Origin of the sequence: Roseomonas sp. HF4, assembly GCF_005222755.1 — a bacterium.
In the GTDB taxonomy this organism is placed as follows: Bacteria; Pseudomonadota; Alphaproteobacteria; order Acetobacterales; family Acetobacteraceae; genus Neoroseomonas.
The window spans coordinates 144396-166451 of record NZ_STGD01000004.1; the positions used below are offsets into that span (position 1 = coordinate 144396).

26 protein-coding genes, 1 tRNA gene and 1 pseudogene are annotated in these 22056 nt (G+C 70.5%); 18 read left to right on the forward strand and 10 right to left on the reverse strand.

What is annotated here, in order from left to right; translation table 11 throughout:
- Positions 1–24: 24 nt before the first annotated feature.
- From E8M80_RS08065 to hydA, 3 genes are read left to right on the forward strand one after another with little or no spacing between them, the layout of a single operon-like run.
- The gene (locus E8M80_RS08065) at positions 25–714 is read left to right on the forward strand and encodes an amino acid ABC transporter permease (protein ID WP_137125170.1); all 690 of its coding nucleotides are present in this window, start codon (positions 25–27) and stop codon (positions 712–714) included.
- Positions 715–751: 37 nt separating this feature from the next.
- Entirely contained in the window at positions 752–2104 is a 1353-nt protein-coding gene (locus E8M80_RS08070; RefSeq protein WP_137125171.1) for a cytochrome P450, read from the forward strand.
- 58 nt (positions 2105–2162) lie between these two features.
- Positions 2163–3650, forward strand: coding sequence for a dihydropyrimidinase (gene hydA / locus E8M80_RS08075; protein ID WP_137125172.1), 1488 nt, complete (start codon positions 2163–2165; stop codon positions 3648–3650).
- Here the strand turns inward: hydA and E8M80_RS08080 are convergent.
- The 4 genes from E8M80_RS08080 to E8M80_RS08095 all read right to left on the reverse strand — a co-directional run bounded on the left by E8M80_RS08080 (position 3640) and on the right by E8M80_RS08095 (position 7298).
- Positions 3640–4362 (reverse strand): hypothetical protein, encoded by a 723-nt coding sequence (locus E8M80_RS08080; RefSeq protein WP_137125173.1) that lies wholly within the window; start codon positions 4360–4362, stop codon positions 3640–3642. The genes hydA and E8M80_RS08080 overlap by 11 nt on opposite strands.
- Before the next feature lie 81 nt (positions 4363–4443).
- On the reverse strand, positions 4444–5481 hold the full coding sequence (arsB, locus tag E8M80_RS08085) for an ACR3 family arsenite efflux transporter (protein WP_137125174.1): 1038 nt from the start codon (positions 5479–5481) through the stop codon (positions 4444–4446).
- Between the two features lie 4 nt (positions 5482–5485).
- Positions 5486–6646 carry an aminotransferase gene (locus E8M80_RS08090; RefSeq protein WP_137125175.1) on the reverse strand — a complete coding sequence of 387 codons (1161 nt, stop codon included), beginning with the start codon at positions 6644–6646 and terminating at the stop codon, positions 5486–5488.
- A 46-nt stretch (positions 6647–6692) separates the two neighbouring features.
- Entirely contained in the window at positions 6693–7298 is a 606-nt protein-coding gene (locus tag E8M80_RS08095; protein ID WP_137125176.1) for a DNA-3-methyladenine glycosylase, read from the reverse strand.
- Positions 7299–7589: 291 nt separating this feature from the next.
- On the opposite strand from E8M80_RS08095, the gene E8M80_RS08100 reads away from it, so the two are divergent.
- Positions 7590–8306: a response regulator gene (locus tag E8M80_RS08100; protein ID WP_137125177.1), complete on the forward strand. Its 717-nt coding sequence runs from the start codon at positions 7590–7592 to the stop codon at positions 8304–8306.
- Positions 8299–9684 carry an ATP-binding protein gene (locus E8M80_RS08105; RefSeq protein WP_240789943.1) on the forward strand — a complete coding sequence of 462 codons (1386 nt, stop codon included), beginning with the start codon at positions 8299–8301 and terminating at the stop codon, positions 9682–9684. The genes E8M80_RS08100 and E8M80_RS08105 overlap by 8 nt, the downstream gene beginning before the upstream one ends.
- Positions 9685–9974: 290 nt before the next feature.
- Here the strand turns inward: E8M80_RS08105 and E8M80_RS08110 are convergent, their stop codons facing one another.
- Positions 9975–10427, reverse strand: coding sequence for a TadE family protein (locus E8M80_RS08110; protein ID WP_170979274.1), 453 nt, complete (start codon positions 10425–10427; stop codon positions 9975–9977).
- 344 nt (positions 10428–10771) lie between these two features.
- Between E8M80_RS08110 and E8M80_RS08115 the strand changes: the two genes are divergently transcribed.
- Both E8M80_RS08115 and E8M80_RS08120 read left to right on the forward strand, forming a co-directional pair.
- A complete protein-coding gene (locus tag E8M80_RS08115; RefSeq protein ID WP_137125179.1) occupies positions 10772–11338 on the forward strand; it encodes a LemA family protein in 567 nt (188 codons plus the stop codon).
- 15 nt (positions 11339–11353) lie between these two features.
- Entirely contained in the window at positions 11354–12487 is a 1134-nt protein-coding gene (locus tag E8M80_RS08120; protein ID WP_137125180.1) for a M48 family metallopeptidase, read from the forward strand.
- 21 nt (positions 12488–12508) lie between these two features.
- Here the strand turns inward: E8M80_RS08120 and E8M80_RS08125 are convergent, their stop codons facing one another.
- The 4 genes from E8M80_RS08125 to E8M80_RS08140 all read right to left on the reverse strand — a co-directional run bounded on the left by E8M80_RS08125 (position 12509) and on the right by E8M80_RS08140 (position 15191).
- Entirely contained in the window at positions 12509–12715 is a 207-nt protein-coding gene (locus tag E8M80_RS08125; protein ID WP_137125181.1) for a DUF1059 domain-containing protein, read from the reverse strand.
- Between the two features lie 89 nt (positions 12716–12804).
- Positions 12805–13455, reverse strand: a complete 651-nt coding sequence (locus E8M80_RS08130; protein WP_137125182.1) for an aspartate/glutamate racemase family protein — start codon at positions 13453–13455, stop codon at positions 12805–12807.
- Positions 13452–13892: a hypothetical protein gene (locus E8M80_RS08135; RefSeq protein WP_137125183.1), complete on the reverse strand. Its 441-nt coding sequence runs from the start codon at positions 13890–13892 to the stop codon at positions 13452–13454. The genes E8M80_RS08130 and E8M80_RS08135 overlap by 4 nt, the downstream gene beginning before the upstream one ends.
- 69 nt (positions 13893–13961) lie before the next feature.
- Positions 13962–15191 (reverse strand): MFS transporter, encoded by a 1230-nt coding sequence (locus E8M80_RS08140; RefSeq protein ID WP_137125184.1) that lies wholly within the window; start codon positions 15189–15191, stop codon positions 13962–13964.
- A 32-nt stretch (positions 15192–15223) separates the two neighbouring features.
- Here E8M80_RS08140 and E8M80_RS08145 point away from each other — a divergent pair, with 32 nt between their 5' ends.
- Entirely contained in the window at positions 15224–16027 is an 804-nt protein-coding gene (locus E8M80_RS08145; protein ID WP_137125185.1) for a hypothetical protein, read from the forward strand.
- A 114-nt stretch (positions 16028–16141) separates the two neighbouring features.
- Positions 16142–16217 (forward strand) — tRNA-His (locus E8M80_RS08150).
- Between the two features lie 4 nt (positions 16218–16221).
- Here E8M80_RS08150 and E8M80_RS27015 read toward each other — a convergent pair.
- Entirely contained in the window at positions 16222–16689 is a 468-nt protein-coding gene (locus E8M80_RS27015; RefSeq protein WP_370287288.1) for an HNH endonuclease, read from the reverse strand.
- 204 nt (positions 16690–16893) lie between these two features.
- Between E8M80_RS27015 and E8M80_RS08160 the strand changes: the two genes are divergently transcribed.
- From E8M80_RS08160 to E8M80_RS08190, 9 genes and pseudogenes are all read left to right on the forward strand, one after another.
- Entirely contained in the window at positions 16894–17679 is a 786-nt protein-coding gene (locus E8M80_RS08160; protein ID WP_137125187.1) for an SDR family oxidoreductase, read from the forward strand.
- 84 nt (positions 17680–17763) lie between these two features.
- A complete protein-coding gene (locus E8M80_RS08165; protein WP_137125188.1) occupies positions 17764–18300 on the forward strand; it encodes a hypothetical protein in 537 nt (178 codons plus the stop codon).
- A 315-nt stretch (positions 18301–18615) separates the two neighbouring features.
- On the forward strand, positions 18616–19485 hold the full coding sequence (locus tag E8M80_RS08170; RefSeq protein WP_240789944.1) for a CmpA/NrtA family ABC transporter substrate-binding protein: 870 nt from the start codon (positions 18616–18618) through the stop codon (positions 19483–19485).
- Positions 19452–19634, forward strand: a complete 183-nt coding sequence (locus E8M80_RS26555) for a hypothetical protein (protein WP_240789945.1) — start codon at positions 19452–19454, stop codon at positions 19632–19634. The genes E8M80_RS08170 and E8M80_RS26555 overlap by 34 nt, the downstream gene beginning before the upstream one ends.
- An 18-nt stretch (positions 19635–19652) precedes the next feature.
- Positions 19653–19826, forward strand: coding sequence for a hypothetical protein (locus E8M80_RS26560; RefSeq protein ID WP_240789946.1), 174 nt, complete (start codon positions 19653–19655; stop codon positions 19824–19826).
- A gap of 352 nt (positions 19827–20178) precedes the next feature.
- Positions 20179–20439, forward strand: a pseudogene (locus E8M80_RS27020) (ABC transporter permease); the annotation flags it as partial.
- A gap of 64 nt (positions 20440–20503) precedes the next feature.
- Positions 20504–21178 carry an ABC transporter ATP-binding protein gene (locus tag E8M80_RS26565; protein ID WP_137125189.1) on the forward strand — a complete coding sequence of 225 codons (675 nt, stop codon included), beginning with the start codon at positions 20504–20506 and terminating at the stop codon, positions 21176–21178.
- A gap of 26 nt (positions 21179–21204) precedes the next feature.
- Positions 21205–21687, forward strand: a complete 483-nt coding sequence (gene cynS / locus E8M80_RS08185) for a cyanase (RefSeq protein WP_137125190.1) — start codon at positions 21205–21207, stop codon at positions 21685–21687.
- Positions 21688–21727: 40 nt separating this feature from the next.
- Positions 21728–22045 (forward strand): hypothetical protein, encoded by a 318-nt coding sequence (locus E8M80_RS08190; protein WP_137125191.1) that lies wholly within the window; start codon positions 21728–21730, stop codon positions 22043–22045.
- Positions 22046–22056 lie beyond the last annotated feature (11 nt).

The following is a 22056-nucleotide window of genomic DNA, read 5'->3' on the forward strand; positions in this document are numbered from 1 at the left end:
GCTTCGCGCCCGTGACCTGACCCGATGCAGGTCTGGTCCTGGCAGGGATTCTTCGACTACCTGCTGAACCCCTACCTGATGGAGGGCGCGCTCACGACGCTCTGGCTCACCGCGGCGTCGCTCGCCGCGGGGCTGGTGCTGGGCGTCCTGCTCGCGCTGATGCGGCTGTCGGGCAATCGCGCCGTCTCGGGCCTGGCCGCCTTCTACTGCTGGATCTTCCGCGGCACGCCGCTGCTGGTGCAGCTGCTCATCATCTATACCGGCCTGCCGCTGTTCGGGCTGCGCTTCTCCGTGGTGCAGGCGGCGTTGCTCGGCCTGTCGCTGAACGAGGCCGCCTATCTCAGCGAGACGGTGCGCGCCGGCATCCTCTCGGTCGCCAAGGGGCAGCGCGAGGCCGGCCTGGCGCTTGGCCTCCGCCGCACGCAGGCGTTCCGGCTGGTCGTCTGGCCGCAGGCGATGCGCATCATCATCCCGCCGCTCGGCAACAGTGTGAACGGGCTGCTCAAGACCACCTCGGTCGCCTCGGTCATCAGCATGGAGGAATTGCTGCGCCGGACGCAGATCCTGATCCAGGAACGCTTCCTGGTGCTGGAACTCTTCGTTGTCGCGGCGCTCTGGTACCTGCTGATGACCTCGGCCTGGGACGTGGTGCAGCGCCGGCTCGAGAAGCGCTATGGCCGGGGCCACGGCACCGAGGCGGCGGACCGCCGATGACAGGGCCGCGCGGGCGCGGTAACGCTCGCGCGCCCGCATGAGCCCGCCCGCCGACGACTTCGTTCCGCCCATGCCGGCCGCCCCCGCCCGGCCGCTGCCGATGCTGGCCGGGCTGCTGCGGGCAAGGCGCGATCTGCTCTCGATCTTCCCGGCCGATGCCTACCGGCGCCAGGTCTTCACGACGCGCCTTCCGGGCCGCCTCATCCTCGTGGCCAATGCACCCGAGGTGGTGCGCGACGTCTTCGTCGTGAAGCACGCGACGTATCAGCGCAAATCCCGGTTCCTCGAGGATGCGCTGCGGCCGGTGATCGGCGGGTCCTCCTTCATCGCCTGGGGCGACGACTGGGCCGAGAAGCGGGGCGCCATCGCGCCGCCGCTGCACCCTTCGGGCCTCGCGCGCTTCCACCCCTGCTTCGTCCAGGCGGCGGAGGAACTGGCCGGGGATTTCGCCGGTGCCGATGGCCCCGTCGACGTCGCCGCCGCCTTCGCCGCCGCCATCACCCGCGTGCTGCTGCTGGCGGTCTTCGGCCCGTCGGTCCCGCGCGCCGAGGCCGCCGCCATCGCCGCGACCTTCACCGCCTACCAGGAGGCGGCCGAGGTCGTGGACCTGCTCGGCATGATGGGCCTGCCCGACATGCTGGGCTGGCTCACGCGGCGCCGGGCCGGTCGGCTCGCCGCGGCGCTGCGCGCGCGCGTCGCGGCGCTGCTGCGCGCGGCCGGGCCGGCCGGCGGCACGGCGCTGCTGGCCGCGCTGCGCGATGCGCGGCGGGACGACGGCACGCCCGTTCTGGCCGGCGAGCGGCTGCTGGACGAGGTGGTGATGTTCCTCCTGGCCGGTGCCGAGGGCGCCGCGATCACGCTCACCTGGACCGCGATGCTGGCCGCGCTGCATCCCGCGACGGCGGACCGGATGGCGGCCGAACTGCCCACCGCGCCGCCCGGCTTCGACGACCTGACGGGCCTCGTCTTCACGCGTGCCGTCGTGCAGGAGGCGATGCGCCTCTATCCGCCGGTCGCGGTCTTCGCGCGCCAGGCGCTCGGCCCCGACCGCATCCGCCGCTGGGACATCGCGACGGGCGACATCGTGCTGGCCGTGCCCTGGCTGCTGCACCGCCACGAAGCGCTGTGGGACGCGCCGCATGTCTTTCGGCCCGAACGCTTCCTGGGCGACGCGCCGCGGCGGCGGCCGCGCTTCGCGTACCTGCCCTTCGGCATCGGCCCGCGCATCTGCGCCGGCGCTGCCTTCGGCATGGCCGAGGTCATGGCGGTGGCGTCCGTCGTGTTCCGCCGCTTCCGCTTCGCGCTGGCCCCCGGCTTCACGCCGCGCCCGAACTGCCGGCTGGCGCTCCGGCCCAAGGGCGGCATGCGGCTTCTCGTGTCGCGCCGCTGACGCTGGACGGGCGGGCCGCCGCACCGCAATCTTCGCAGCGCAGCATGGGAGAGCGACGATGGCGGAATTCGACCTGGCGGTGCGCGGCGGCGAGGTGGCGACGGGCTACGGCACCACGCGCTGCGACATTGGCGTCAAGAACGGCCGCATCGTGGCATTGGCCGAGCGTATCGCCGACGCCGCCCGCGTCATCGAGGCCGACGGCCTGCTGGTGCTGCCCGGCGGCGTCGACAGCCATTGCCATATCGAGGAACCGTCGCGCGGCGGCTATGCCAGCACCGGCGCGGCCGAACCGCCGCTGACGGTCAACGAGGAAACCTTCGCGACGGCCAGCGCGGCCGCCTTCGCCGGCGGCACCACCTCGGTCGTCTGCTTCATCCCGCAATGGAAGGGCTTCGGCGTCTGGGACCGCTACCTCGACTACCGCGCGCGGGCGGGGCGGGGAATGATCGACCACGCCTTCCACCAGATCATCAGCGACCCGACCGACGCCGTGATGGACGACGAGGTGCCGCGCGTCGTCGCCGAGGGCGTGCGTAGCCTCAAGGTCTTCCTGACCTACGAGCCGCTGCACCTGTCGGACGGGCAATACCTGCGCGTGCTGACCAAGGCGCGCGAGCTCGGCTGCCTGGTGACCGTGCATTGCGAGAACTACGACGCCATCAACTGGCGCACCCATGAGCTGCTCAAGCGCGGCATGACGGCACCGAAGTACCACGCCTGGGCGCGCCCGCCGGTGGTGGAGCGGGAAGCCACGCACCGCGCCATCGCGCTGGCCGAGCTCGTGGACCAGCCGATCCAGGTCTTCCACGTGAGCTGCGCGGAGGCGGCGGAGGAGATCGCCCGCGCCCAGGCGCGCGGCGTGAAGGTCTGGGGAGAGACCTGCCCGCAATACGTGGCGCTGACCGCCGCCGACATGGACCGCCCGGGCTTCGAGGGCGCGAAGTTCATGTGCAGCCCCGCGCCGCGCACGACGGAGGAACATGCGCGCATCTGGGAGATGATCCGGCGGGGGACCCTCGACGTCGTCTCCTCCGACCATTGCGCGTTTTCCTACGAAGGCGACCGCGGCAAGCGGCAGAACGGATCGGACGCGGTGTTCCGCGACATCCCGAACGGCATCCCGGGCTTCGCCGCGCGGCTGCCTATCATGTTCAGCGAGGGCGTCTCCAAGGGACGCATCACGCTGGATCACTTCGTGCGCCTGACCAGCACGAACCCCGCGCGGCTGATGGGCCTGGCACCGCGCAAGGGCATGATCGCGGTGGGCAGCGATGCCGACCTCGCGCTCTGGGATCCCGGCAAGAAGGTCACCATCACCAACGCGCTGATGCAGCACGCGATCGACTACACGCCCTACGAAGGGATGGAGGTCACGGGCTGGCCCGTCGCCACCATCCGCCGGGGCGAGGTGGTGATGCAGGACGGCAAGGTGCAGGCCGAGCCCGGCACCGGCCGCTTCCTGCCGCGCGCGCCCTACGACATGATCCGCCCGCGCGGCATCGTGCCGGACGGCTTCGACCCGGCGCCCCCCGCTATCCGCTGAACTCGATCGCATCGCCGACGGACCAGATGCCGGTCGCGTCGTAGTCGATGCGCGTCGCGTCGGTCAGCGACGCGCCGGCGAGGATCGGGCGCAGGCGTTCGCGCGCGCGGTCGACGCGACGGCGGATCTCGCCGGCGTCCCGCGGCGTCGGTGGCGCCGCCAGGATGCCCTGGCCCGTCCAGCGCAGCCGGGTCGTCCAGCGCTCGCTGCGCTCGGGGCCGATGCCGATGCGCCCGGTGGTCGCATGGTGCAGCAGCAGGGCGTCGCGGCGCGCGCTCGCCTCGATCCGCCCGTCCAGGCGGCGTCGAGCGTTGCTGACCTGCGCGTCCCGGAAGGAGAGCGTCTCGATGCCGAGCACGCGCAGCGCCCCGTCATCGTCGCACCCGATCGCCGCGACCAGTTTCTGCGCGACGCCTGTGCCGCGATTGCCCTGGAACTCGGCCAGCAGCACCTCTCGCCCGGCAACCGGTACGGCTTGCAGGATACGGCCGTCGCCGTACCAGGTGGGCAGGCGGATCTCGTCCTGCGGCGCGCCGTCGCCCGAGAAGGCGATGACGAAGGCCTCGCCGGCCGGCAGCGTCTCGGTCCGCACGCGGATCGCCGCGCGCGGCTGGCCGGGGCGCAGCGCGATGGTGGTGGTCGCGGCGCGCGCGGCCGCCTGCGTGGCGAGGAGGCCCGCGGTGGCGAGCATCAGGGCGCGGCGTGACGTCATGGCGTGCGGTCGTGGGCCCTCGGCGGGTCGGGAATGTCCCGCAAGGCCAGCATCACGCGCGCGGGGCGCCAAGGAAGGGTTTCACGCTGCGGCGTCGTCCGCGGGGAACCAGCCGCGCGTGCGGTTCGCGAAGGCGACGAGGGAGAGCATGACCGGCACCTCCACCAGCACGCCCACCACCGTGACCAGCGCCGCGCCCGAATTCAGCCCGAACAGCCCGATCGCGACCGCCACGGCGAGTTCGAAGAAATTCGACGTACCGATCAGCGCGCAGGGCGCGGCCACGGGAAAGGGCACGCGCCAGAGATACGCCCAGCCATAGGCGATGGCGAAGATGCCGTAGGACTGCACAAGCAGCGGCACGGCGATCAGCCCGATCAGCAGCGGCTGCGCCAGGATCACGCCGCCCTGGAAGCCGAACAGCAGCACGACCGTCGCCAGCAGCCCGAGCACGGACAGCGGCTTCACCCGCGCGATGAAGGCCGCGACCGGCGCGCCGTCCCGACTGCCCCGCGTCAGGCGCAGCCGCGTCGCGACCCCGGCCGCGAGCGGGATCACGACATAGAGCCCGACCGAGAGCAGCAGCGTCTCCCACGGCACCGCGATGTCGGTCACGCCGAGCAGCAGAGCCACGAGCGGCGCGAAGGCGAAGACCATGACGACGTCGTTCAATGAGACCTGCACCAGCGTGTAGGCCGGGTCCCCCTTCGTCATCTGCGACCAGACGAAGACCATGGCGGTGCAGGGCGCGGCCCCCAGCAGGATCAGCCCGGCGATGTATTGTGGCGCCTCGGCCGGGTCGATCAGCGGCGCAAAAAGGTACTGGAAGAACAGCACGCCGAGCGCCGCCATGGTGAAGGGCTTCACCAGCCAGTTCACCGTGAGCGTGATGACGAGGCCCTTCGGCCGTTCGTGGATGCGCGCGAGGCTCGCGAAATCCACCGCCACCATCATCGGGTAGACCATGAACCAGATCAGCACCGCGACGACCAGATTGACCGACCCGGCCTCGAGCGCGGCAAGCGCACCGAAGACCTCCGGCACCAGGCTGCCGAGCGCGATGCCCGCCAGGATGCAGAGCGCGACCCAGAGCGAGAGATAGCGTTCGAAGACCGGCACCGGATCAGCCCACCAGCCGTCCCGGCACGGCGGCGATCACATCCGCCTCCGCATTGGCGAAAGCGAGGCGCAGGTGCCGATCCTGCCCCGGCCCGAAGAAGGGGCCCGGCAGGCCGAGCAGGCCGCGCTCCACCGCCAGCCGCTCCGCGGTCGCCACCGCCTCGGGCGCGTCCTCCGGCAGTCGCAGGTAGGCGAAATAGGCGCCGAGCGCATCGAGCCGCCAGCCAGGCAGTTGCGCGGCGGCGCGGCGGAAGGCCTCGGCGCGGGACGCCATGACGGCGCGGTTGCCCGCGCGCCAGTCGCCGAGCGCATCCACCCCCCAGGCCAGCGCCGCCTGCGCCGCGCGCGGCGCGCAGATCTGCATGGTGTCGAGCGCCTTCATCAATTCGGCCCTGAAGGTCGGGCCGGACGCGATGGCCGCGACCCGGTGCCCCGGGACGCAATAAGCCTTCGAGAAGGAATAGAGGTGAACCACGTTGTCCCGCCAGCCCGCGTCCGCGAACAGCCCGTGCGGCGGGGATTGCTCGGGGCTGAGGAAGTCGCGGTAGGTCTCGTCCAGCACCAGCCAGGCGCCATGCCGGCGCGCGAGGTCGGCGAAGCCTGCGATCACGTCTGGCGGATAGACCGCGCCCGTCGGGTTGTTGGGGCTGACCAGCACGATTGCGCGCACGCCCGCCATCAGCGCCGCGGCGCGGCCCGGGTCGGGGATGAAGCCGTCCTCGGCGCGGCAGTCCAGCGGCACGCAGGGGATGCCGAGCGCAGTCAGCGCCATGCGGTGGTTGAAGTACCAGGGGGCGGGCAGCATCACCGCCTCCCCAGGGCCGGCCAGCACCGTCATCGCCATGGTGAAGGCGAGGTTGCCACCGGCGGTGATCGCGACATCCGCCGCCCCGACCGGCGCGCCATAGAAGCCCGTCATGTCCCGCGCCAGCGCATCCCGCAGGTCGGGCTCGCCGTCGATCGGGCCGTAGGAGGCGCTGGCCCGGCTGCCTGCGTGCTCCGCGAGCCGCGCGAGCAGGTCGGCATGCGGCGGATAGCCCGGCACGGCCTGTGTCAGGTCGAGCACTGGCCCCGCCTGCCCGCCGTAGCGGGCGGCCCAGGCGCGGACGGACGGGATGGGCGGTGTCTGCGTCGCGCGGATGCGCGGGGAAAGCGCGAAGTCCATGGCGGCGAAGGAACCATCCCGCGCCGCTGCCGTCCATCCGCGCCGCCTATTCGGCCTCCCCCGCCGGGCGCCCGGTCACGTGCCGCCAATGGTGCCAGAGCAGACGCGCCGCCAGCGACCGCCAGGGGGACCACGCCTCGGCCATCCCGGCCAGCGCCTTCGGCTTCGGCCGCTCGGCCAGGCCCTTGAGATGCGCGAGGCCCGCCGCGAGCGCGAGGTCGCCCGCCGGGAAGACATCCGGCCGCTCGAAGCCGAACAGCAGGTGGATCTGCGCCGTCCAGGGGCCGAGGCCGGGGATGGATGCGATGGCCGCGACCGCCTCGTCCTCCGGCGCGGAGCGCAGCGCCGGCAGGTCAAGCCGCCCTTCCGCGATCGCCACGGCGAGCGCGCGGACATGCAGCACCTTGTTGCGCGACAGGCCGGCGCCGCGCAGCGCCGTCTCCTGGATCGTGAGCAGCCCCAGGGGGTCCAGCGCGCCGGGGAGGGCCGAGAGCCGGCCCCAGATCGCGGTGGCCGCCTGGTTGCTGATCATCTGGCCGCAGATCGCGCGCAGCAGGCCCGGGAAGCCGGGGTCGCGCCGTCGCCAGGGGAGCGGGCCGGCCGCGGGCTCGATGCGCGCGAAATCCGGGTCCTGCGCGATCACCGCCGCCACGCCCTGCCGCGCCCAGGCCGGGACGCCGCGGCGGAGCGGGGCGGGAGATGGGGGGGAGGCGACGGGGGCCGTGGGAGGAGGTGTGGGCACCCCCGCCGCCTCGGGGCTGCGACGACCCCGGGGGAAGGTAGGATCGTCGCCGCCATGATCGTCAGGTGGTGCGCTCACGACGCCCACGAAGCCCCGCCCGCGCCGGTATTGCAACGCCCCGCAACGGAGTGCGCGGCCGATACAAGAAGAAACACGGCCGTTCCCGTGAACCGCACCGCCGATGCCCTATTGTAACAGTGCATGGAACCCGCCCCGCACATCCTGGTGGTCGATGACGACCGCGAGATCCGCGACCTCCTCTCCCGCTTCCTCGAGAAGCAGGGCATGCGCGTCACCGCCGCGCGCGACGCGCGGGAGGCGCGCAAGGTCTGGCCCCTCGGCCGCTACCATCTCGTGGTGCTGGACCTGATGATGCCGGGCGAGCCCGGGCTCGACTTCGCGCGCTGGCTGCGCGGACAGTCCGACGTGCCGATCGTGATCCTGACCGCGATGGGGGAGGAGACGGACCGCATCGTCGGCCTCGAACTCGGTGCCGACGACTACGTGGCCAAGCCCTTCAACCCGCGCGAGTTGCTGGCGCGCATCCGCGCCGTTCTGCGCCGCGCGAGCGGCGAGGGCGCGGCCAAGGAGCCGCCCGCCAAGGTGATCCGCTTCGCCGGCTGGACGCTCGAGCCCGGCCGCCGCAGGCTGCTCAATCCGGATGGCGCCGAGGTGCCGCTGACGGGGGGCGAATACGAGTTGCTGCTGGTGCTGGTGGAACGGCCGAACCGTGTGCTGACGCGCGACATGCTGATGGACCTGCTGCGCGGCCGCCAGGCGGGCCCCTTCGACCGGGCGATCGACGTCGCCGTATCCCGCCTGCGCCGCAAGCTCGAGGATGACGGGCGCAACCCGACCCTGATCAAGACCGTGCGCGGCGGCGGCTACGTCCTGGCGGCGACGGTCGAGCGTGGCTGACGGCACGCCCGTCGCGGCCCGGCCCGCGGCGCCGGCCGAGCCGAAGCGCCGCTTCCGCCTGCCCGCAAGCCTCGGCGGCCGCACGGCCTTCCTGCTGATCGTGGCGCTGATGGCGGTGCAGGCGGCGGGGCTGACCATCCATGCGCTCGACCGCGTCGACCTGCAGCGCCTGTTCCAGGCGCGCGAGATCGCCGGGCGCGCCATCGTCGCCTGGCGCACAGCGGTGCGCAGCCCACCTGAAATGAGGGCGCAACTGCTGGCCGAACTCGACCTGCCCGAGGGCCTGACGGTCGAACTGGACGACGAGCCGCGGGTACGTCCAGGCATGCCGCCGCCGCCGCCCGAGGTCGCGCGCCTGTTCCGGCTCGACCTGCTGAACCGCGCGCCGCCGCGCGACCGCCCGCGGGAGGTGCGGCTGGCGGGCCGGGGCCCGTCGGGTTTCGCGGCCTCGCTCCGCCTGCCGGATGGCGGCTGGGTGAACTACCGGATCTTCCTGCCGCCGACGCGGCCCTGGCATTCCGAGACCTTCCTCTCCGCCTTCGTGGTCATGACGGCGGCGGCGGTGCTGCTGATCCTCTGGGCGGTGGCGCGGCTCATGCGCCCTGTCCGGCTGCTGGCCATGGCGGCCGACCGGCTGGGCCGCGACGTCAATGCGGCGCCGCTGCCCGAGGAAGGGCCGTCGGAGGTCGCAACCGCCGCGCGCGCCTTCAACCAGATGGCCGACCGGATCCGCCGCTTCGTGGCCGACCGGACGCAGATGCTGGCGGCGATCGGCCACGACCTGCGCACGCCGATCACGCGGCTGCGGCTGCGCGCCGAATTCATGGACGACGACGAGCAGCGGCGGAAGATGCTGTCCGACCTCGACGAGATGGAGCAGATGATCGCGGCGACGCTTGCCTTCGCGCGGGACGACGCCGCGGCCGAGCCGGCCGCGGCCATCGATCTCGCGGCCTTGTGCCGCACGGTGGCGGACGAGGCCGCCGATGCGCGGCCAGAGATGGCCGAGGCGATTTCCTACGATGGTCCCGAGCGGCTGGTGCTGCGGGCGCGCCCGGTGGCGCTGAAGCGGGCGCTGGCGAACCTCGTGAGCAACGCGGTGGCCTATGGCGGCGCGGCGCGGCTGCGGCTTTCGCCGGCCGAGGGCGGCGTGGTGCGCCTGGTGGTCGAGGATGACGGGCCCGGCGTGCCGGAGGCGGAGCTCGAGGGCGTCTTCACGCCGTTCCGCCGGCTGGAGGCAAGCCGGAACCGGGAGACGGGCGGCACCGGCCTCGGCCTGACCATCACGCGCAACATCCTGCGCGCGCATGGCGGGGATGTTGTGCTGCGCAACCGGCGGGGCGGTGGGCTGAGCGCGGTGATGACGCTGCCCGCGTGAGGGCTCGCGGCTACTGGGCGATACGAAGGTTCGCGAGCTGGCCCGCGATGGACCGGAACGCCGCGTTCAGCATATCGCGCGTCGGTGCCGGAAAGAAGTTTTCCGGCCGCCTGGCGCAGCCGCGATATAGGTTCGTGATCTCGGTGGACGGGTTCCCGGACCGGTGCGGGCGGGACCGGCGCGGCCGGCGGCTGCTGCAACCGCCCCGGCTTCGAGGCCCGCGAGAGGAAGAACGAGATGCCCTGCAACTGGGCTGGAAGCGCGGTGCCGATCAGCCCCGCGCTGATGGTTCAGGGCTGGACCACCGCGAAGACTTCCGTCGCGAGCAGCGTCTGGCCGGCCGGGATCGTGAAGGGCGTGCCGTCCTGGCCGCGCAGGATCGGCGTCGGCGCGCCGGCATCGCCGAAGCTGCTGCGGGTGCTGGCATTCCCCGCGCGCCGCCGCCAGTCGAGCCGGTTCAGGCCCCCGATCGAGGTCGAGACGAGCCAGCGCACCGCCTCCGACCGGGACCCTGGCAGTTCGGCGGGTGGCCGCCCGCCGGTTTGCCAGGCCGGCACCTGGCTGGCGCCGGTCGCGCCGAAGTGGCTTCCCTTCAGCGCCGCATGGTCGAGCGCCACGCCGTTCGCGAGTTGCCAGCAGACCTCCATGATCCCGACGATCACGATGAAGAATGGCAGGGCGATCAGCACGAACTCGACCGCCGCGGCGACGCCGCGCGACCGCTCTGCGGGTCTCAAGAGCATCGGTCGGCCGCGTCGGAACGGCGGCTGTACTGCGCAGGCGGACATCGGGGGACTGGTCCTGCATCAACAATACTCAAAATGACCCTCGAGATCTCCTTCAGATTTCAATTAAATTACGACATATGAATTTTATTGCTTGTTCATTAAATACTGCGGTGAGCTGTCTCTTGAGCTTGCCGGGCACGTGTATTGCTGGAATTCACAACCGATGCGTGTGTCTGTTATGTCCGCCTGGTCGGGTCGGGCCGGGTGCGGCGCCTCTCATCGCCGTCGCCGGCAAGGCGAGGTTTGCCGTGCAGGGGCGACGCGCTAGCCTCCGGCGGTTAGGCAGGGAAGCTCACGGCATGGAATGGATCATCCTCGGCGCCGTCGCGGTGCTGATCATCTGGCTGGTCGTCATCTACAACCGGCTGGTCGCGCTGCGGCAGGTGACGGGCCAGTCCTGGTCCGATGTCGACGTGCAGCTCAAGCAACGGCACGACCTGATCCCGAATCTTGTCGAAACCGTGAAGGGCTATGCGGCGCACGAGAAATCCACGCTCGATGCCGTGATCCAGGCACGCAATGCCGCCGTGACGGCGCAGGCGCAGGGCCCGGCGGCGGCGGGCCCGGCCGAAGGCCAACTGGGCGCCGCGCTCGGCCGGCTTTTTGCGCTGTCGGAGGCCTATCCGGACCTCAAGGCCAACCAGAACTTCCTGTCCCTCCAGGCCGAGCTGTCCGACATCGAGAACAAGATCGCGGCGGCGCGCCGATTCTACAATTCGTCCGTCTCGGAATACAACGCGATGACGGAGAGCATTCCCGCGGTCTTCTTCGCGAAGTCGATGGGCTTCCAGCAGCGCGGCTTCTTCGAGTTGCCCGAGGCCGAGCGCGCCGCGGTGCAGTCGGCGCCCCAGGTCCGCTTCTCCTAGCCGGAGCAGCGCGCGATGCAGGCCTATGGGCTGCGCACCCACAGCTGGAACACGGGCCTGCGCTCGATCCTGCTGCTGGCCGGCTTCCCGATGCTGCTCGCGCTCACGATGCTCGGGCTGGGGCTCATGTTCGGCTCCGAACAGCACGACCTCGGCCGAGCCTTTCGCAACGCGCTGCGCAACCTGCCGCTGCTCTATCTCGCGGGGTGCGGCGTCGCGGCGGTCTGGTTCGCGATCGCCTACATGGCGCACAACAGGATCCTGGACTGGGCCACCGGCGCGCATCCCGTGACGCGGGCCGAGGAACCGCGGCTCTGGAACCTGACCGAGAACCTCTGCATCTCCCGCGGCATGCGCATGCCGCGGCTTGCCATCATCGAGACCCCGGCGCTGAACGCCTATGCCGCGGGGCTCACGCCCGACAAGGGCGCCGTCACGGTCACGCGCGGGCTGATGGAGGCGCTGGACGACCGGGAACTGCAGGCGGTGGTCGCGCATGAACTCGCGCATATCCGCAACGGGGACGCGCGGCTCGGCCTGATCGCGGTCGTCTTCGTCGGCATCATCTCCCTCGGCTTCGACATGATGACGCGCACGCGGCGCGTGGCGCGCGCCTCGGGCTGGCGCTACCGCGGATCGGGCTCGGGTTCGGGCAACCGCAACGCCGGCGCGGCGGCGCTGATCGGGCTCGCGATCATCGCGCTGGCCTGGGGGCTGGCCGTGGTGCTGCGCATGATGCTCTCACGCAACCGCGAATTCCTGGCCGATGCCGGGGCGGTCGAACTGACCTCGGACGCGGATGCCATGATCTCGGCGCTGCGCAAGGTCGAGGGAAATGCCGCGATGCCCGAGGTCTCGCCCCAGGTGCGCGCGCTGTTCCTCGAGGATGCGGGGGACAATGCGCTGTCATCCCTGATGGCGACGCACCCGCCCATCCCGAAGCGGGTGGAGGCGCTGGTCACCTATGCCGGCGGGCGCGATCCCGGGCCGATGCCGCCGCGCGGGGCCTGGGACGCGCCCGACCCGGCAGACCCGGCGGCGGACAACGATGCGACCATACGGGTCGCGCCTGCGCCGGCGCCCTGGTGGCAGGGTCCGGCGCAGGGTGCCACGGGCGCCGCGCCGTCACCCTGGGGGCCGCGCCGGTAGACACCCCGCGCGGGCCGGCCGTCAGCCCTTGGCGGCGCCGGCGTCCGCGGCCGTGTCGTCCCTGATCGCGCTGCGCATCCGCGTCCTCAGCTGCTGCGAGAGCTCGGTCGCATGGTGCTGGGCCCGCGCATGCTCCATGGCCTTGGCCATGACCTCGTCGTCGCCATCGCCGTGGATGGCGACCTCGCAGCCCGGGAAGACCGAGCCGCATTCGAGAACCTTGCCCATGAATGCCTCCTTCCTGCGAAGCCGGGATCCGGCATGGTCAGTCAGGATATGGGGTCGCGGGCGCGGCGTGCCAAACGCCGCCCTGCCCGTCAGCCGCCGAGCAGGCGCCGGAGCTTGAGCACCGCCGTGTCCGGCGTCGTCAGCACCGGCTTGCCCGTCGCGCGCTCCACATGCTGCTTCGCCCGCGCCAGGCTGAACTGGCCGAGCGCGATGGCGTCGCAGTCGGCGAGGTCGCGCGCCGCTTCCTCTGCCAGGCGGTCATGTGTCTCGAGGTCGCCGGCGTCGAGCGCCGCGAGCCCGCCCTCGGCCACCTTCGGCACCACGGTGATGCCGGCCGGAAATTCCGGCGTCATGGACGGGATGGTGCCCGGGAAGGTCACGAGCAGCCCGATGCGCCGCCCCTTGGACGCCGCCTCCTCGATCATCGCCTCGTTCGGCTTGAGGACGGGCATGGGCGCGAGGTCCGCCGCGCAGGCCTCGATGCACGGCCCGAAGGCCGAGCAGGTGAACAGGATCGCATCCGCACCCGTGCCTGCGGCATAGCGCGCGAGCGTCAGGAACCGCTCGGTCATCCGGGGCGTCAGCCGGCCTTCGCGCGCGAGGTCGGCGGACAGGCTGTCGTCCATCAGGTTCATCAGGATCTGGCCCGGCCAGAGCCGCGCGAAGGCGGCCTCGATCGGCGGCGGCGAATGGCGCAGCGCGTGGATCAGCGCGATGCGGCGGGGCGCGTCGCCGCTCAACGGTTGGGGCTCCCGCAGCGGCGCAGCGGGGAGGGCATGTCCCGGCAGTTCGGGAAGACGATCTCGTCCGGGCCGAGGCGCTGGACATCGAGCGAATTCGGCCCGTCCGGGCAGCCGAAGCCGATGTCGGGCGGCAGCAGGCCGGCGCCGGCCGGGGTGAAGCGGAAGCTGGCGCCATCCGGGCGCCCCGCCACCGTCTCGATCACGCGCTGCCGGTAGGCGGGGTCGAGGATGCCGACGCGCAGCACCAGGTCGCGCGTGAATATCACCGTGGGCTGCGCGGTGCAGCGGGGGCCCACGGTGTCGGTCGGGGGGAAGAAGCCGCCGGTCCAGGATCCGAACAGCCATTCATGCGGCGGTCCTGGGCGGTCCTGCGCCAGGGCGCCGCTGGCCAGCAGCGGCGCCGCGAGGATCAGGCAGCGGGCAAGTCGTCGCATGCGTCTGTCATCCTTTACTGGCGCGTCCGGCCGGTATGGACCGGGCGGGGTGGCGGGGGCAAGCCGCGCTCAGGCCGGCACGGGCAGCGGGCGCGGCCCGTCGCGCACCGGCAGGTGGATCAGCGCCGCGAAGGCCGCGGCGGCGATGCCGATACTCCACATCAGGTCGTAGGACCCCGTCGCGTCGAACACGACCCCGCCCAGGAAGGCGCCGGCGAAGCCACCCAGCTGGTGGCCCAGGTAGATCAGCCCGAAGATCGTGGCCAGCCAGCGCGTACCCCAGTTGCGCGCACAGAGCGAAATGGTGGGCGGGATGGTGGACAGCCACAGGATGCCCATCAGCGCCGAGAAGACGAGGACGGTCGTCGTGGTCTTCTCGGCCACCATGAAGCCGGCCATCACGACGCCGCGCGCGGCGTAGATGCCGACCAGAAGTTCACGCCGCCGCCAGCGCTGCGTCAGTTCGCCCGAAAGCAGCGATCCGCCGATGTTGAACAGCCCGATCACCGCGATGGCGCCGGCGCCGACATAGAGCGGCAGGCCGCAAGACTGGACGAAGCCCGGCAGGTGCACGGTCAGGAACGAGACATGCAGCCCGCAGACGAAGAAGCCGAAGAACAGGTACCAGAAGGACGGTTCGCCCAGCGCGCGCGACAGCGCCGCGCCGGCCGTGTCCTCGGTCCCCGCGGGCGCATTCGCCGGCGCCGGCGCGGGGCGGTCGGACAATGGCCAGGCGAGCGGGATGACCAGCAGCGCCGCAAGCGCCATCGCGACCAGCGCCCATTGCCAGCCCAGGCCCGCGATGCCGAGCCCCGCCAGGGGCACCACCAGGAACTGTCCCGCCGAGGAACCGGCGGTGCCGAGGCCGGCCGCGCGCCCGCGCATCGTCTCGGGCAGCATGCGGGTCAGGCTGGCGATGAAGACCGGCATGCCTGCGGCCGAGACCGCCACGCCCATCACGACGCCGGCGAAGAAGGTAAACAGGGGCAGCCCGTCCGAGGCGGCCATGCCGAGGATGCCGACGGCGTAGAGCAGCGCGCCGCCGATGATGACGCTGCGGCCGCCGAAGCGGTCGGCGAGTTGCCCCACGATCGGCTGGCTGACGCCGTTCAGCAGCACCTGCAGCGCGATGGCGAAGGCGAAGCCCGACGCGGTCCAGGCATGCGCCTCGGTCATCGGGCCGAGGAAGAGCCCGAAGGAGGACCGGATGCCGTTCGCCAGCAGCACGCCCGCGACGACGCAGGCGATCAGCAGCCCGGCGGGCAGGGCCGCTCGGGCGGCGGCAGTCGGCAGGGACATGGCAGACTCCTTTTCGGAACCAGCATCCCGGCATGACCATCCATAAGGCAATGCGGGCGCGGGGCGGGGCAGCCATGCGGCGTTCCCCGGCGCTGCTCGCGGCCGCGTGTTGCCAGGCCCGTCCTGCGCTGTCATCGTCGTTTCGAGACAAGTCCGGTTTCGGACCGGCTTCGGCGACGTCCGGTGCTGATCAAGGAAATCCGGCGCCTGCGATGGCGTGCCGGCTGAGAGCAGGGAAATCTCGTTGGATGGCAATATGTTTCCTTGAGGATCCGACCCGCGATCCCGACCATATCCTTGCGAGATCACAAGGAAAGGTGCGCAATCCGTATTTTAGCGGCCCGCAATCGCGGGATTTTCTTCTAAGAAAGAAGAATTTTGTAACGGAATATCGTTACCATGGTGACGGAACGAAGACAAAAGGACTTTTTATTTTCGATAATATTGATGGTGTTCGAGGATCATTTGGTGGATCGAATACACCGAAGCTTCATATCGGAGGTAACCACAGTCGTACCTACGTCGATAGCTACGCGCTTTTCGTGATTGGTGGCAGAAACGGTATCATCCGCATGTTTCAGTCGGGGGATTTGGAGCCAGAAATGGTGATCAAAGCCCCCGTATTCCTCGGAATTTGCCGATGGCGGAACATCGTCTCCGACGACAAGTACGGCATACGCGTCAGGAGCGGCGGGCCCGCGTCGCCGCGCCAGGATTCGAAGAAGCCCCATTTCTGGGACACCGACATCACGCGACTTCTGGGCGGCACCGGCGACTACGTGCACACCCATCCCGGGTCGCTTGCACTGCTCGTGAAGAACGCTCTCGACGGGTGAAGCCGGACCCGCCGGTGACCGTTACCAAACGGGGCGTCCCGTCGCAGGCCCGGGATCCGCACGGCCTTGGTTGACGACCAGGCGGCTGCCAACGTATTCCCCCCGCCTTCGGTGGCGGCCATAGCTCAGCTGGTAGAGCGCCAGGTTGTGGTCTTGGATGTCACGGGTTCGAGTCCCGTTGGTCGCCCCACCCCCTACTTGGCTGCGTCGTAATGCTCATCGGCAGTATGAGCATCGCGGCACGACAGCCGGCCGGACGCATGCCACTTCCCCAGCGCGAGCCGTGATCGGACCCGCCGCCGATAGGCCTTCCAATCCGGCGGACACGGTTGCGCGTGGCGCCGTCGATTGCAGGTCAGGCAGGCGGCAACGATATTCGTGGGTGTGTCGCGCCCACCGTCACATCGCGGATGGAGATGTTCGGCAGTGCAGAGCATTCGGCGCGCCTGGCGGCGCGTCAGGCCGATGCGCCGTGCGAACTCGGCGTCCGCTTCCTCGGTCGGCTCCCACAGTGGCTCCCCACAGTAGAAGCAACAGCCGTTCTGATCGCGGTTGGCATGGCGACGAAGTCTTGAGATGCTGGGCGGCATTGAAACGTCTCGGCATATGGGCGGCGGCTTGGTAGCCGCCAGTTCCGTGGAACCTCCCGTTGCCTGGCTCATGCTACTTCGCTGCGGCGCTCAAATCGCCTGCAGCAACGAGAGGACCTGCCGCGAATATCGACATTTCCACTAAAATGATAATAGCATTTTCTTCCAGAGCCAAGGAAATTATACACATAATTTCGACCGACGCAGGAAATACAGCCATCTTCCCGCTCCTGCCGTTCGTCGCCAGGATGTCCTTCGGATAAGGGGAAAGCATCCATGCACCTGTCACTCAACGGCCGTGCCGCGCTGATCACCGGCGGCTCGAAGGGCCTCGGCCTCGCCATGGGCCGCGCCTTCGCCGAGGCCGGCGGCCATGTCGCGCTGGTCGCGCGCGGCGCCGAGGCCCTGGCCCGCGCCGAGGCCGAGATCCGCGACGCCGCGCCCACCGCCAAGGTCACGGCGATCGCCTGCGACATCCGCACGCAAGCGGGTTGCGAGCAGGCCTACAACGGTGCGGTCCGGGCGCTCGGCCAGGTGGACATCGTGGTGAACAACGCCGGCACCTCCCAGCGCGGGCCCTTCCTCGAGGTGACGGACGCGCTCTGGCAGGACGACCTCGACCTCAAGCTGTTCGCGGCGATCCGGCTCTCGCGGCTGGCGCTGCCGGGGATGCGGGACCGCAGGTGGGGCCGCATCATCAACGTGCTCAACATCGGTGCGAAGGCGCCCAAGGGCGGCAGCACGCCGACCTCGGTCTCGCGCGCCGCCGGCATGGCGCTGACCAAGGCGCTCGCGAACGAGTTCGCGCCCCACAACGTGCTCGTGAACGCGATGCTGGTCGGCATCATCGAGAGCGACCAGTGGGTCCGCCGCCACGCCCAGGACAAGCGCAACATCACCTGGGAGGAATGGAAGGCCGAGCAGGGCAAGCCCGTCCCCCTCGGGCGAATCGGCCGCGCGGAGGAATTCGCGTCCATGGCGCTGCTGCTCGCTTCCGACATGGGCGGCTATGTGACCGGGACGGCGATCAACGTCGATGGCGGGTCGAGCCCCGTGGTGTGATGCGGCCGACCTGAACCGTTTCGTACCCGATCGCGGCAAGGCGGCGCATCCTGGTCCTGACACGCTCTTGGCAGGAGGCCGTCGATGATCACGATCCCGCAGCCCGCTCTGGCGTTGAACTCGACCGAGTTTCCCTCGGAGAGCCACTACACGATGCGCCACACGCACCGCGTGACGCGCGGGACGCCGGTCGACGCCATCGTCACCCTCGTCGCAGGTGCGCTGGCAGCGTCGGGCGGGAGGCTCGAGGCGGTGATCATCAATGCCCATGGCATGTTTGCGCCGGATGGCGTGGCGCTCGGGACAAGGCTGCACCTCGGCAATGCGCATCTCTGGGGGAGGGTCGCGGGCGCCATCCGCCGGATCTGGCTCTGCGCCTGCCAGGTGGCCGATACCCAGGCCGGCCAGGATTTCTGCCAGGCGCTGTCGGCGGCGACCGGGTCGGAGATGATCGGGGCGCTCGAGGAGCAGGTCGCGCGGTCCGGTGATCGGGAATGGGCCTTCGACCCCAACCATCTCCGCTTCGCCCGGATCCCGCCGGGGCAGATCGATGAGTTCGAGGGCGTCGTGTACGCCTGGACGGCCGGCGCCGGGAGGCTTGACTTCAATCCGCACTCCTGACCGACGGCCAATTGGCTGGAGGCACAAGCGACCAAAATTCAAGCAATTGCCGTATGTTTCGGCGTTTCGTGCTGAGGTGTCGCCCCATGTGCCGATCCGGTGACCGGTACGTGCGTTGCTGACCACGCCGTGCCGGCCATCTCGCGCCGGCATCGGGAGGCACCCATGGCACGCATTTTCCAGAACCCCGTCTAGGCCGAGAGTCGCCTCGACGCCTGCGGCTGCCGCGGCAATCACGCTGCCGGGCTGGCCTGCGAGGGTGCCGCGCCGGCCGACGGCACCGCCGCCCTGGGCGAAGCCGCGGACGTCGCCGTCATGAAGGCGGTCTTTCCCGAGGATACGACGCGGCGCGCCATGCTGCGGCTGTTCGGCGCGGGCACGCTGCTGGCGGCCATCGAGAGCGTGTTCCCGTTCGCCGGCGCGCGCGAGGCGATGGCGCAGGCCTCCGGCGCGCCCGAGAAGCGCGACCTCAAGATCGGCTTCGTCCCCATCACCTGCGCCACGCCGATCATCATGGCGCATCCGATGGGCTTCTATTCGCGCCACGGGCTGAACGTGGAGGTGATCCGCACCGCCGGCTGGGCGGTGGTGCGCGTCAAGGCGATCGACGGCGAATACGACGCCGCCCACATGCTGAGCCCGATGCCGATCGCGATGTCGCTCGGCGTCGGTGTCGCGCAGCCCATCCCCTGGGCGGTCGTGGCGATCGAGAACACCAACGGCCAGGCCATCACGCTGGCCAACAAGCACCGGGAGAAGCGCAACCCGCGCGACTGGAAGGGCTTCCGCTTCGCCGTGCCCTTCGATTTCTCGATGCACAACCACCTGCTGCGCCACTACCTGGCCGACCACGGCGTCGATCCCGACCGCGACGTGCAGATCCGCTCCGTGTCGTCGGCTGAGATGGTTGCGAACCTGCGCGCCGACAACATCGACGGCTACCTCGGCCCCGATCCCTTCAACCAGCGCGCGGTCTTCGACGGCGTGGGCTTCATCCACATCCTGACGAAGGAGCTGTGGCAGGGGCACCCCTGCTGCGCCTTCGCCGTGCCGCGCGCGATGATGACCGAGGCGCCCAACACCTTCGCCGCCCTGATCGCTCCATCGTGGAAGCCACCGCCCATTCCAACAAGGCCGAGAACCGGCGCGAGGTGGCGCAGGCCATCGCCGGGCAGAACTACCTGAACCAGCCGCCGACGGTGGTCGAGCAGGTGCTGACCGGCACCTTCGCCGATGGCCTGGGCCGCGTGCAGCGCGTGCCGGACCGCATCGGCTTCGATCCCTTCCCGTGGCATTCCATGGCGATCTGGATCATGACGCAGATGCGCCGCTGAGGTCAGCTGCAGCGCGACGTGGACTACGCGCAGGTGGCGGAGCAGACCTTCCTCGCCCTCGATGCCGGAAAGGCCATGCGCGAGCTCGGCCTGACCGTGCCCGCGAGCCCCATCCGCACCGAGACGATCATGGGCCGCAGCTTCGACCCGGCGGGCCCCGCCGCCTGGACCGGGCGCGCGATCCGCACCTGACATGCCTGTGCAGGTCCCCTTCTGGCGCGCGGCGACGCTGTCGCTGCTGATCCTCGCCGTCTTCCTGGTCGCCTGGGAGATCGCGGTGATGCCGCGCGGCGGCGGCGGCGCGGTGCTCGACCCGGAATACGCGGCACTTCTGGGCCAGGCGGCGGCGCAGGGCGGGCAGACGCCGATGCCCGGGCCGTCGGCGATCTGGACGCGCCTGGTCGAACTCCTGTCCGACCCCTTCTACGTGCGCGGCACGAACGATCAGGGGATCGGCGTGCAGATCTCCCATTCGCTTCTGCGCGCGGGCGCGGGCTTCGGCCTGGCCGCGATCGTCGCCATCCCGCTCGGCTTCCTCATCGGCATGTCGCCGCTGCTCAATGCCGCGCTCAACCCCTTCATCCAGGTGCTGCGGCCGGTCAGCCCGCTCGCCTGGATGCCGCTCGCGCTCTACACGATCAAGGACAGCAACATCTCCTCGGTCTTCGTCATCTTCATCTGCTCGATCGGGCCGATGATGCTGAACACCGCCTTCGGCGTGGCGAGCGTGCGGCGGGAATGGCTGAGCGTGGCGCGCACCCTGGAAGCGGGCACCTGGAAGACCGCGATCCGCGTCATCCTGCCGGCCGCGGCGCCGACCATCGTGACGGGGATGCGCATTTCCATCGGCATCGCCTGGCTCGGTCATCATGGACGGGACCGAGATCTCCGGCCCTTCGCTCGACCGCGCGGTGATCTTCCAGGGCCATGCGCTGATGCCCTGGATGACGGCCACGGCCAACGTCGCCTTCGCGCTGTCCTGCCGGCACCGGTCGTGGTCGCGTGCGCAGCACGACAAGGCGGCGCGCGAGGCGCTGGCGCGCGTCGGCCTGTCCCAGGCGGCGGACCGCAAGCCGGCGGAGCTCTCGGGCGGCATGAAGCAGCGCGTCGGCATCGCGCGCCCGCTGGCGCTCGCGCCCAAGATGCTGCTGATGGACGAGCCCTTCAGCGCGCCCGATGCGCTGACGCGCGGGGCGCTGCAGGATGAGGTCGCGCGGCTGGTCACCGAAACCCAGCAGACCGCCTTCATGATTACCCAAGACCTGGACGAGGCGATCCTGCTCGCCGACTGCATCCTGCTGATGTCGAACGGCCCCGGCGCGCGCATCGCGGAGGTCGTGGTCAACACGCTGCCGACGCCGCGCACGCGCGCCAACCTGCACCACATGCCGGGCTACCACGCGCTGCGCGACCACGTGCTCGACTTCCTGATCACCCGCTCGAAGGACTTCGGCGCCAAGGCGCCGCCCGCGGGCTGGTCGCCGCGCGCCGTCCCCGAAGTGAGCCCCGCCCTTTCCATCCCGCCGCCGCTCGCGGCGGAATGACCCCGGCCTACGCAGGAGAAACGCCGATGACCCGTGCCGACCTCACGGAGAAGATCCTCGACATCAAGCGCGCCAAGGGCTGGACCTGGAAGCACATCTGCACCGGGATCGGCGGCATGTCCGACACACTGATCGTCGGCGCACTGCTCGGCCAGATGAAGCTCGTGACGCCGCTCGCGAAGAAGGCCGCGACGCTGTTCGGCCTGAGCGAGGTCGAGGAGCGCATGCTGAACGAGGTGCCCTATCGCGGCACCGCCATGCCGCCGACCGACCTGCTGATCTACCGCTTCTACGAGATGGTGATGGTCAACGGCCCGGCCTGGAAGGCGCTGATCGAGGAGGAATTCGGCGACGGCATCATGTCGGCCATCGACTTCGACTTCCACTTCGAGCGCATGGCGCACGAGAAGGGCGACCGCGTGAAGATCGAGATGACGGGCAAGTTCCTGCCGTATAAGTATTACGGTGCCGAACAGGGCGTCCCGGCCTACGACTTCAAGGAGGACTAGCGCGGCGCCGGGGCCGCGCCCGCAGGGAAGGGGCCCCAGCATGCTGGAACTCGTGGCGCTGGTCTGCGCCGCCGCGCTGATCGTCTGGACGCCGATCGAGGCGCGGAAGGTCGCGGGCGGCTGGGTGCGCAAGCGCCACAAGGGGACGCCCGAGGAATTCCGCGCGCAGTATCGCCGGCAACTCGGGCTCTTCGTTTGGCTTGGCATCGGGATCGGTGTCGTGAACATGGCGCTCGGCGTCTGGCTGGAGACCGAGGCCGCGCGCGCGACCATCCGGCTGGCGACGGGCGGGCTTTGGCTCGGCGTCGCGGCCTCGGCGCTGTTCGGCCGCAGCATCCTGGACAAGGCGGCGCGCTGACTCCGGCCGCC

Bases quoted from the DNA above. Each gene is read 5' to 3' on its own strand.
- E8M80_RS08065 (WP_137125170.1), top strand. From the start codon at position 25: ATGCAGGTCTGGTCCTGGCAGGGATTCTTCGACTACCTGCTGAACCCC.
- E8M80_RS08070 (WP_137125171.1), top strand. From the start codon at position 752: ATGAGCCCGCCCGCCGACGACTTCGTTCCGCCCATGCCGGCCGCCCCC.
- hydA (WP_137125172.1), top strand. From the start codon at position 2,163: ATGGCGGAATTCGACCTGGCGGTGCGCGGCGGCGAGGTGGCGACGGGC.
- E8M80_RS08080 (WP_137125173.1), bottom strand. From the start codon at position 4,362: ATGACGTCACGCCGCGCCCTGATGCTCGCCACCGCGGGCCTCCTCGCC.
- E8M80_RS08090 (WP_137125175.1), bottom strand. From the start codon at position 6,646: ATGGACTTCGCGCTTTCCCCGCGCATCCGCGCGACGCAGACACCGCCC.
- E8M80_RS08100 (WP_137125177.1), top strand. From the start codon at position 7,590: ATGGAACCCGCCCCGCACATCCTGGTGGTCGATGACGACCGCGAGATC.
- E8M80_RS08110 (WP_170979274.1), bottom strand. From the start codon at position 10,427: ATGCTCTTGAGACCCGCAGAGCGGTCGCGCGGCGTCGCCGCGGCGGTC.
- E8M80_RS08115 (WP_137125179.1), top strand. From the start codon at position 10,772: ATGGAATGGATCATCCTCGGCGCCGTCGCGGTGCTGATCATCTGGCTG.
- E8M80_RS08120 (WP_137125180.1), top strand. From the start codon at position 11,354: ATGCAGGCCTATGGGCTGCGCACCCACAGCTGGAACACGGGCCTGCGC.
- E8M80_RS08125 (WP_137125181.1), bottom strand. From the start codon at position 12,715: ATGGGCAAGGTTCTCGAATGCGGCTCGGTCTTCCCGGGCTGCGAGGTC.
- E8M80_RS08135 (WP_137125183.1), bottom strand. From the start codon at position 13,892: ATGCGACGACTTGCCCGCTGCCTGATCCTCGCGGCGCCGCTGCTGGCC.
- E8M80_RS08140 (WP_137125184.1), bottom strand. From the start codon at position 15,191: ATGTCCCTGCCGACTGCCGCCGCCCGAGCGGCCCTGCCCGCCGGGCTG.
- E8M80_RS08145 (WP_137125185.1), top strand. From the start codon at position 15,224: ATGACCATCCATAAGGCAATGCGGGCGCGGGGCGGGGCAGCCATGCGG.
- E8M80_RS27015 (WP_370287288.1), bottom strand. From the start codon at position 16,689: ATGAGCCAGGCAACGGGAGGTTCCACGGAACTGGCGGCTACCAAGCCG.
- E8M80_RS08160 (WP_137125187.1), top strand. From the start codon at position 16,894: ATGCACCTGTCACTCAACGGCCGTGCCGCGCTGATCACCGGCGGCTCG.
- E8M80_RS08165 (WP_137125188.1), top strand. From the start codon at position 17,764: ATGATCACGATCCCGCAGCCCGCTCTGGCGTTGAACTCGACCGAGTTT.
- E8M80_RS08170 (WP_240789944.1), top strand. From the start codon at position 18,616: ATGAAGGCGGTCTTTCCCGAGGATACGACGCGGCGCGCCATGCTGCGG.
- E8M80_RS26565 (WP_137125189.1), top strand. From the start codon at position 20,504: ATGGACGGGACCGAGATCTCCGGCCCTTCGCTCGACCGCGCGGTGATC.
- cynS (WP_137125190.1), top strand. From the start codon at position 21,205: ATGACCCGTGCCGACCTCACGGAGAAGATCCTCGACATCAAGCGCGCC.
- E8M80_RS08190 (WP_137125191.1), top strand. From the start codon at position 21,728: ATGCTGGAACTCGTGGCGCTGGTCTGCGCCGCCGCGCTGATCGTCTGG.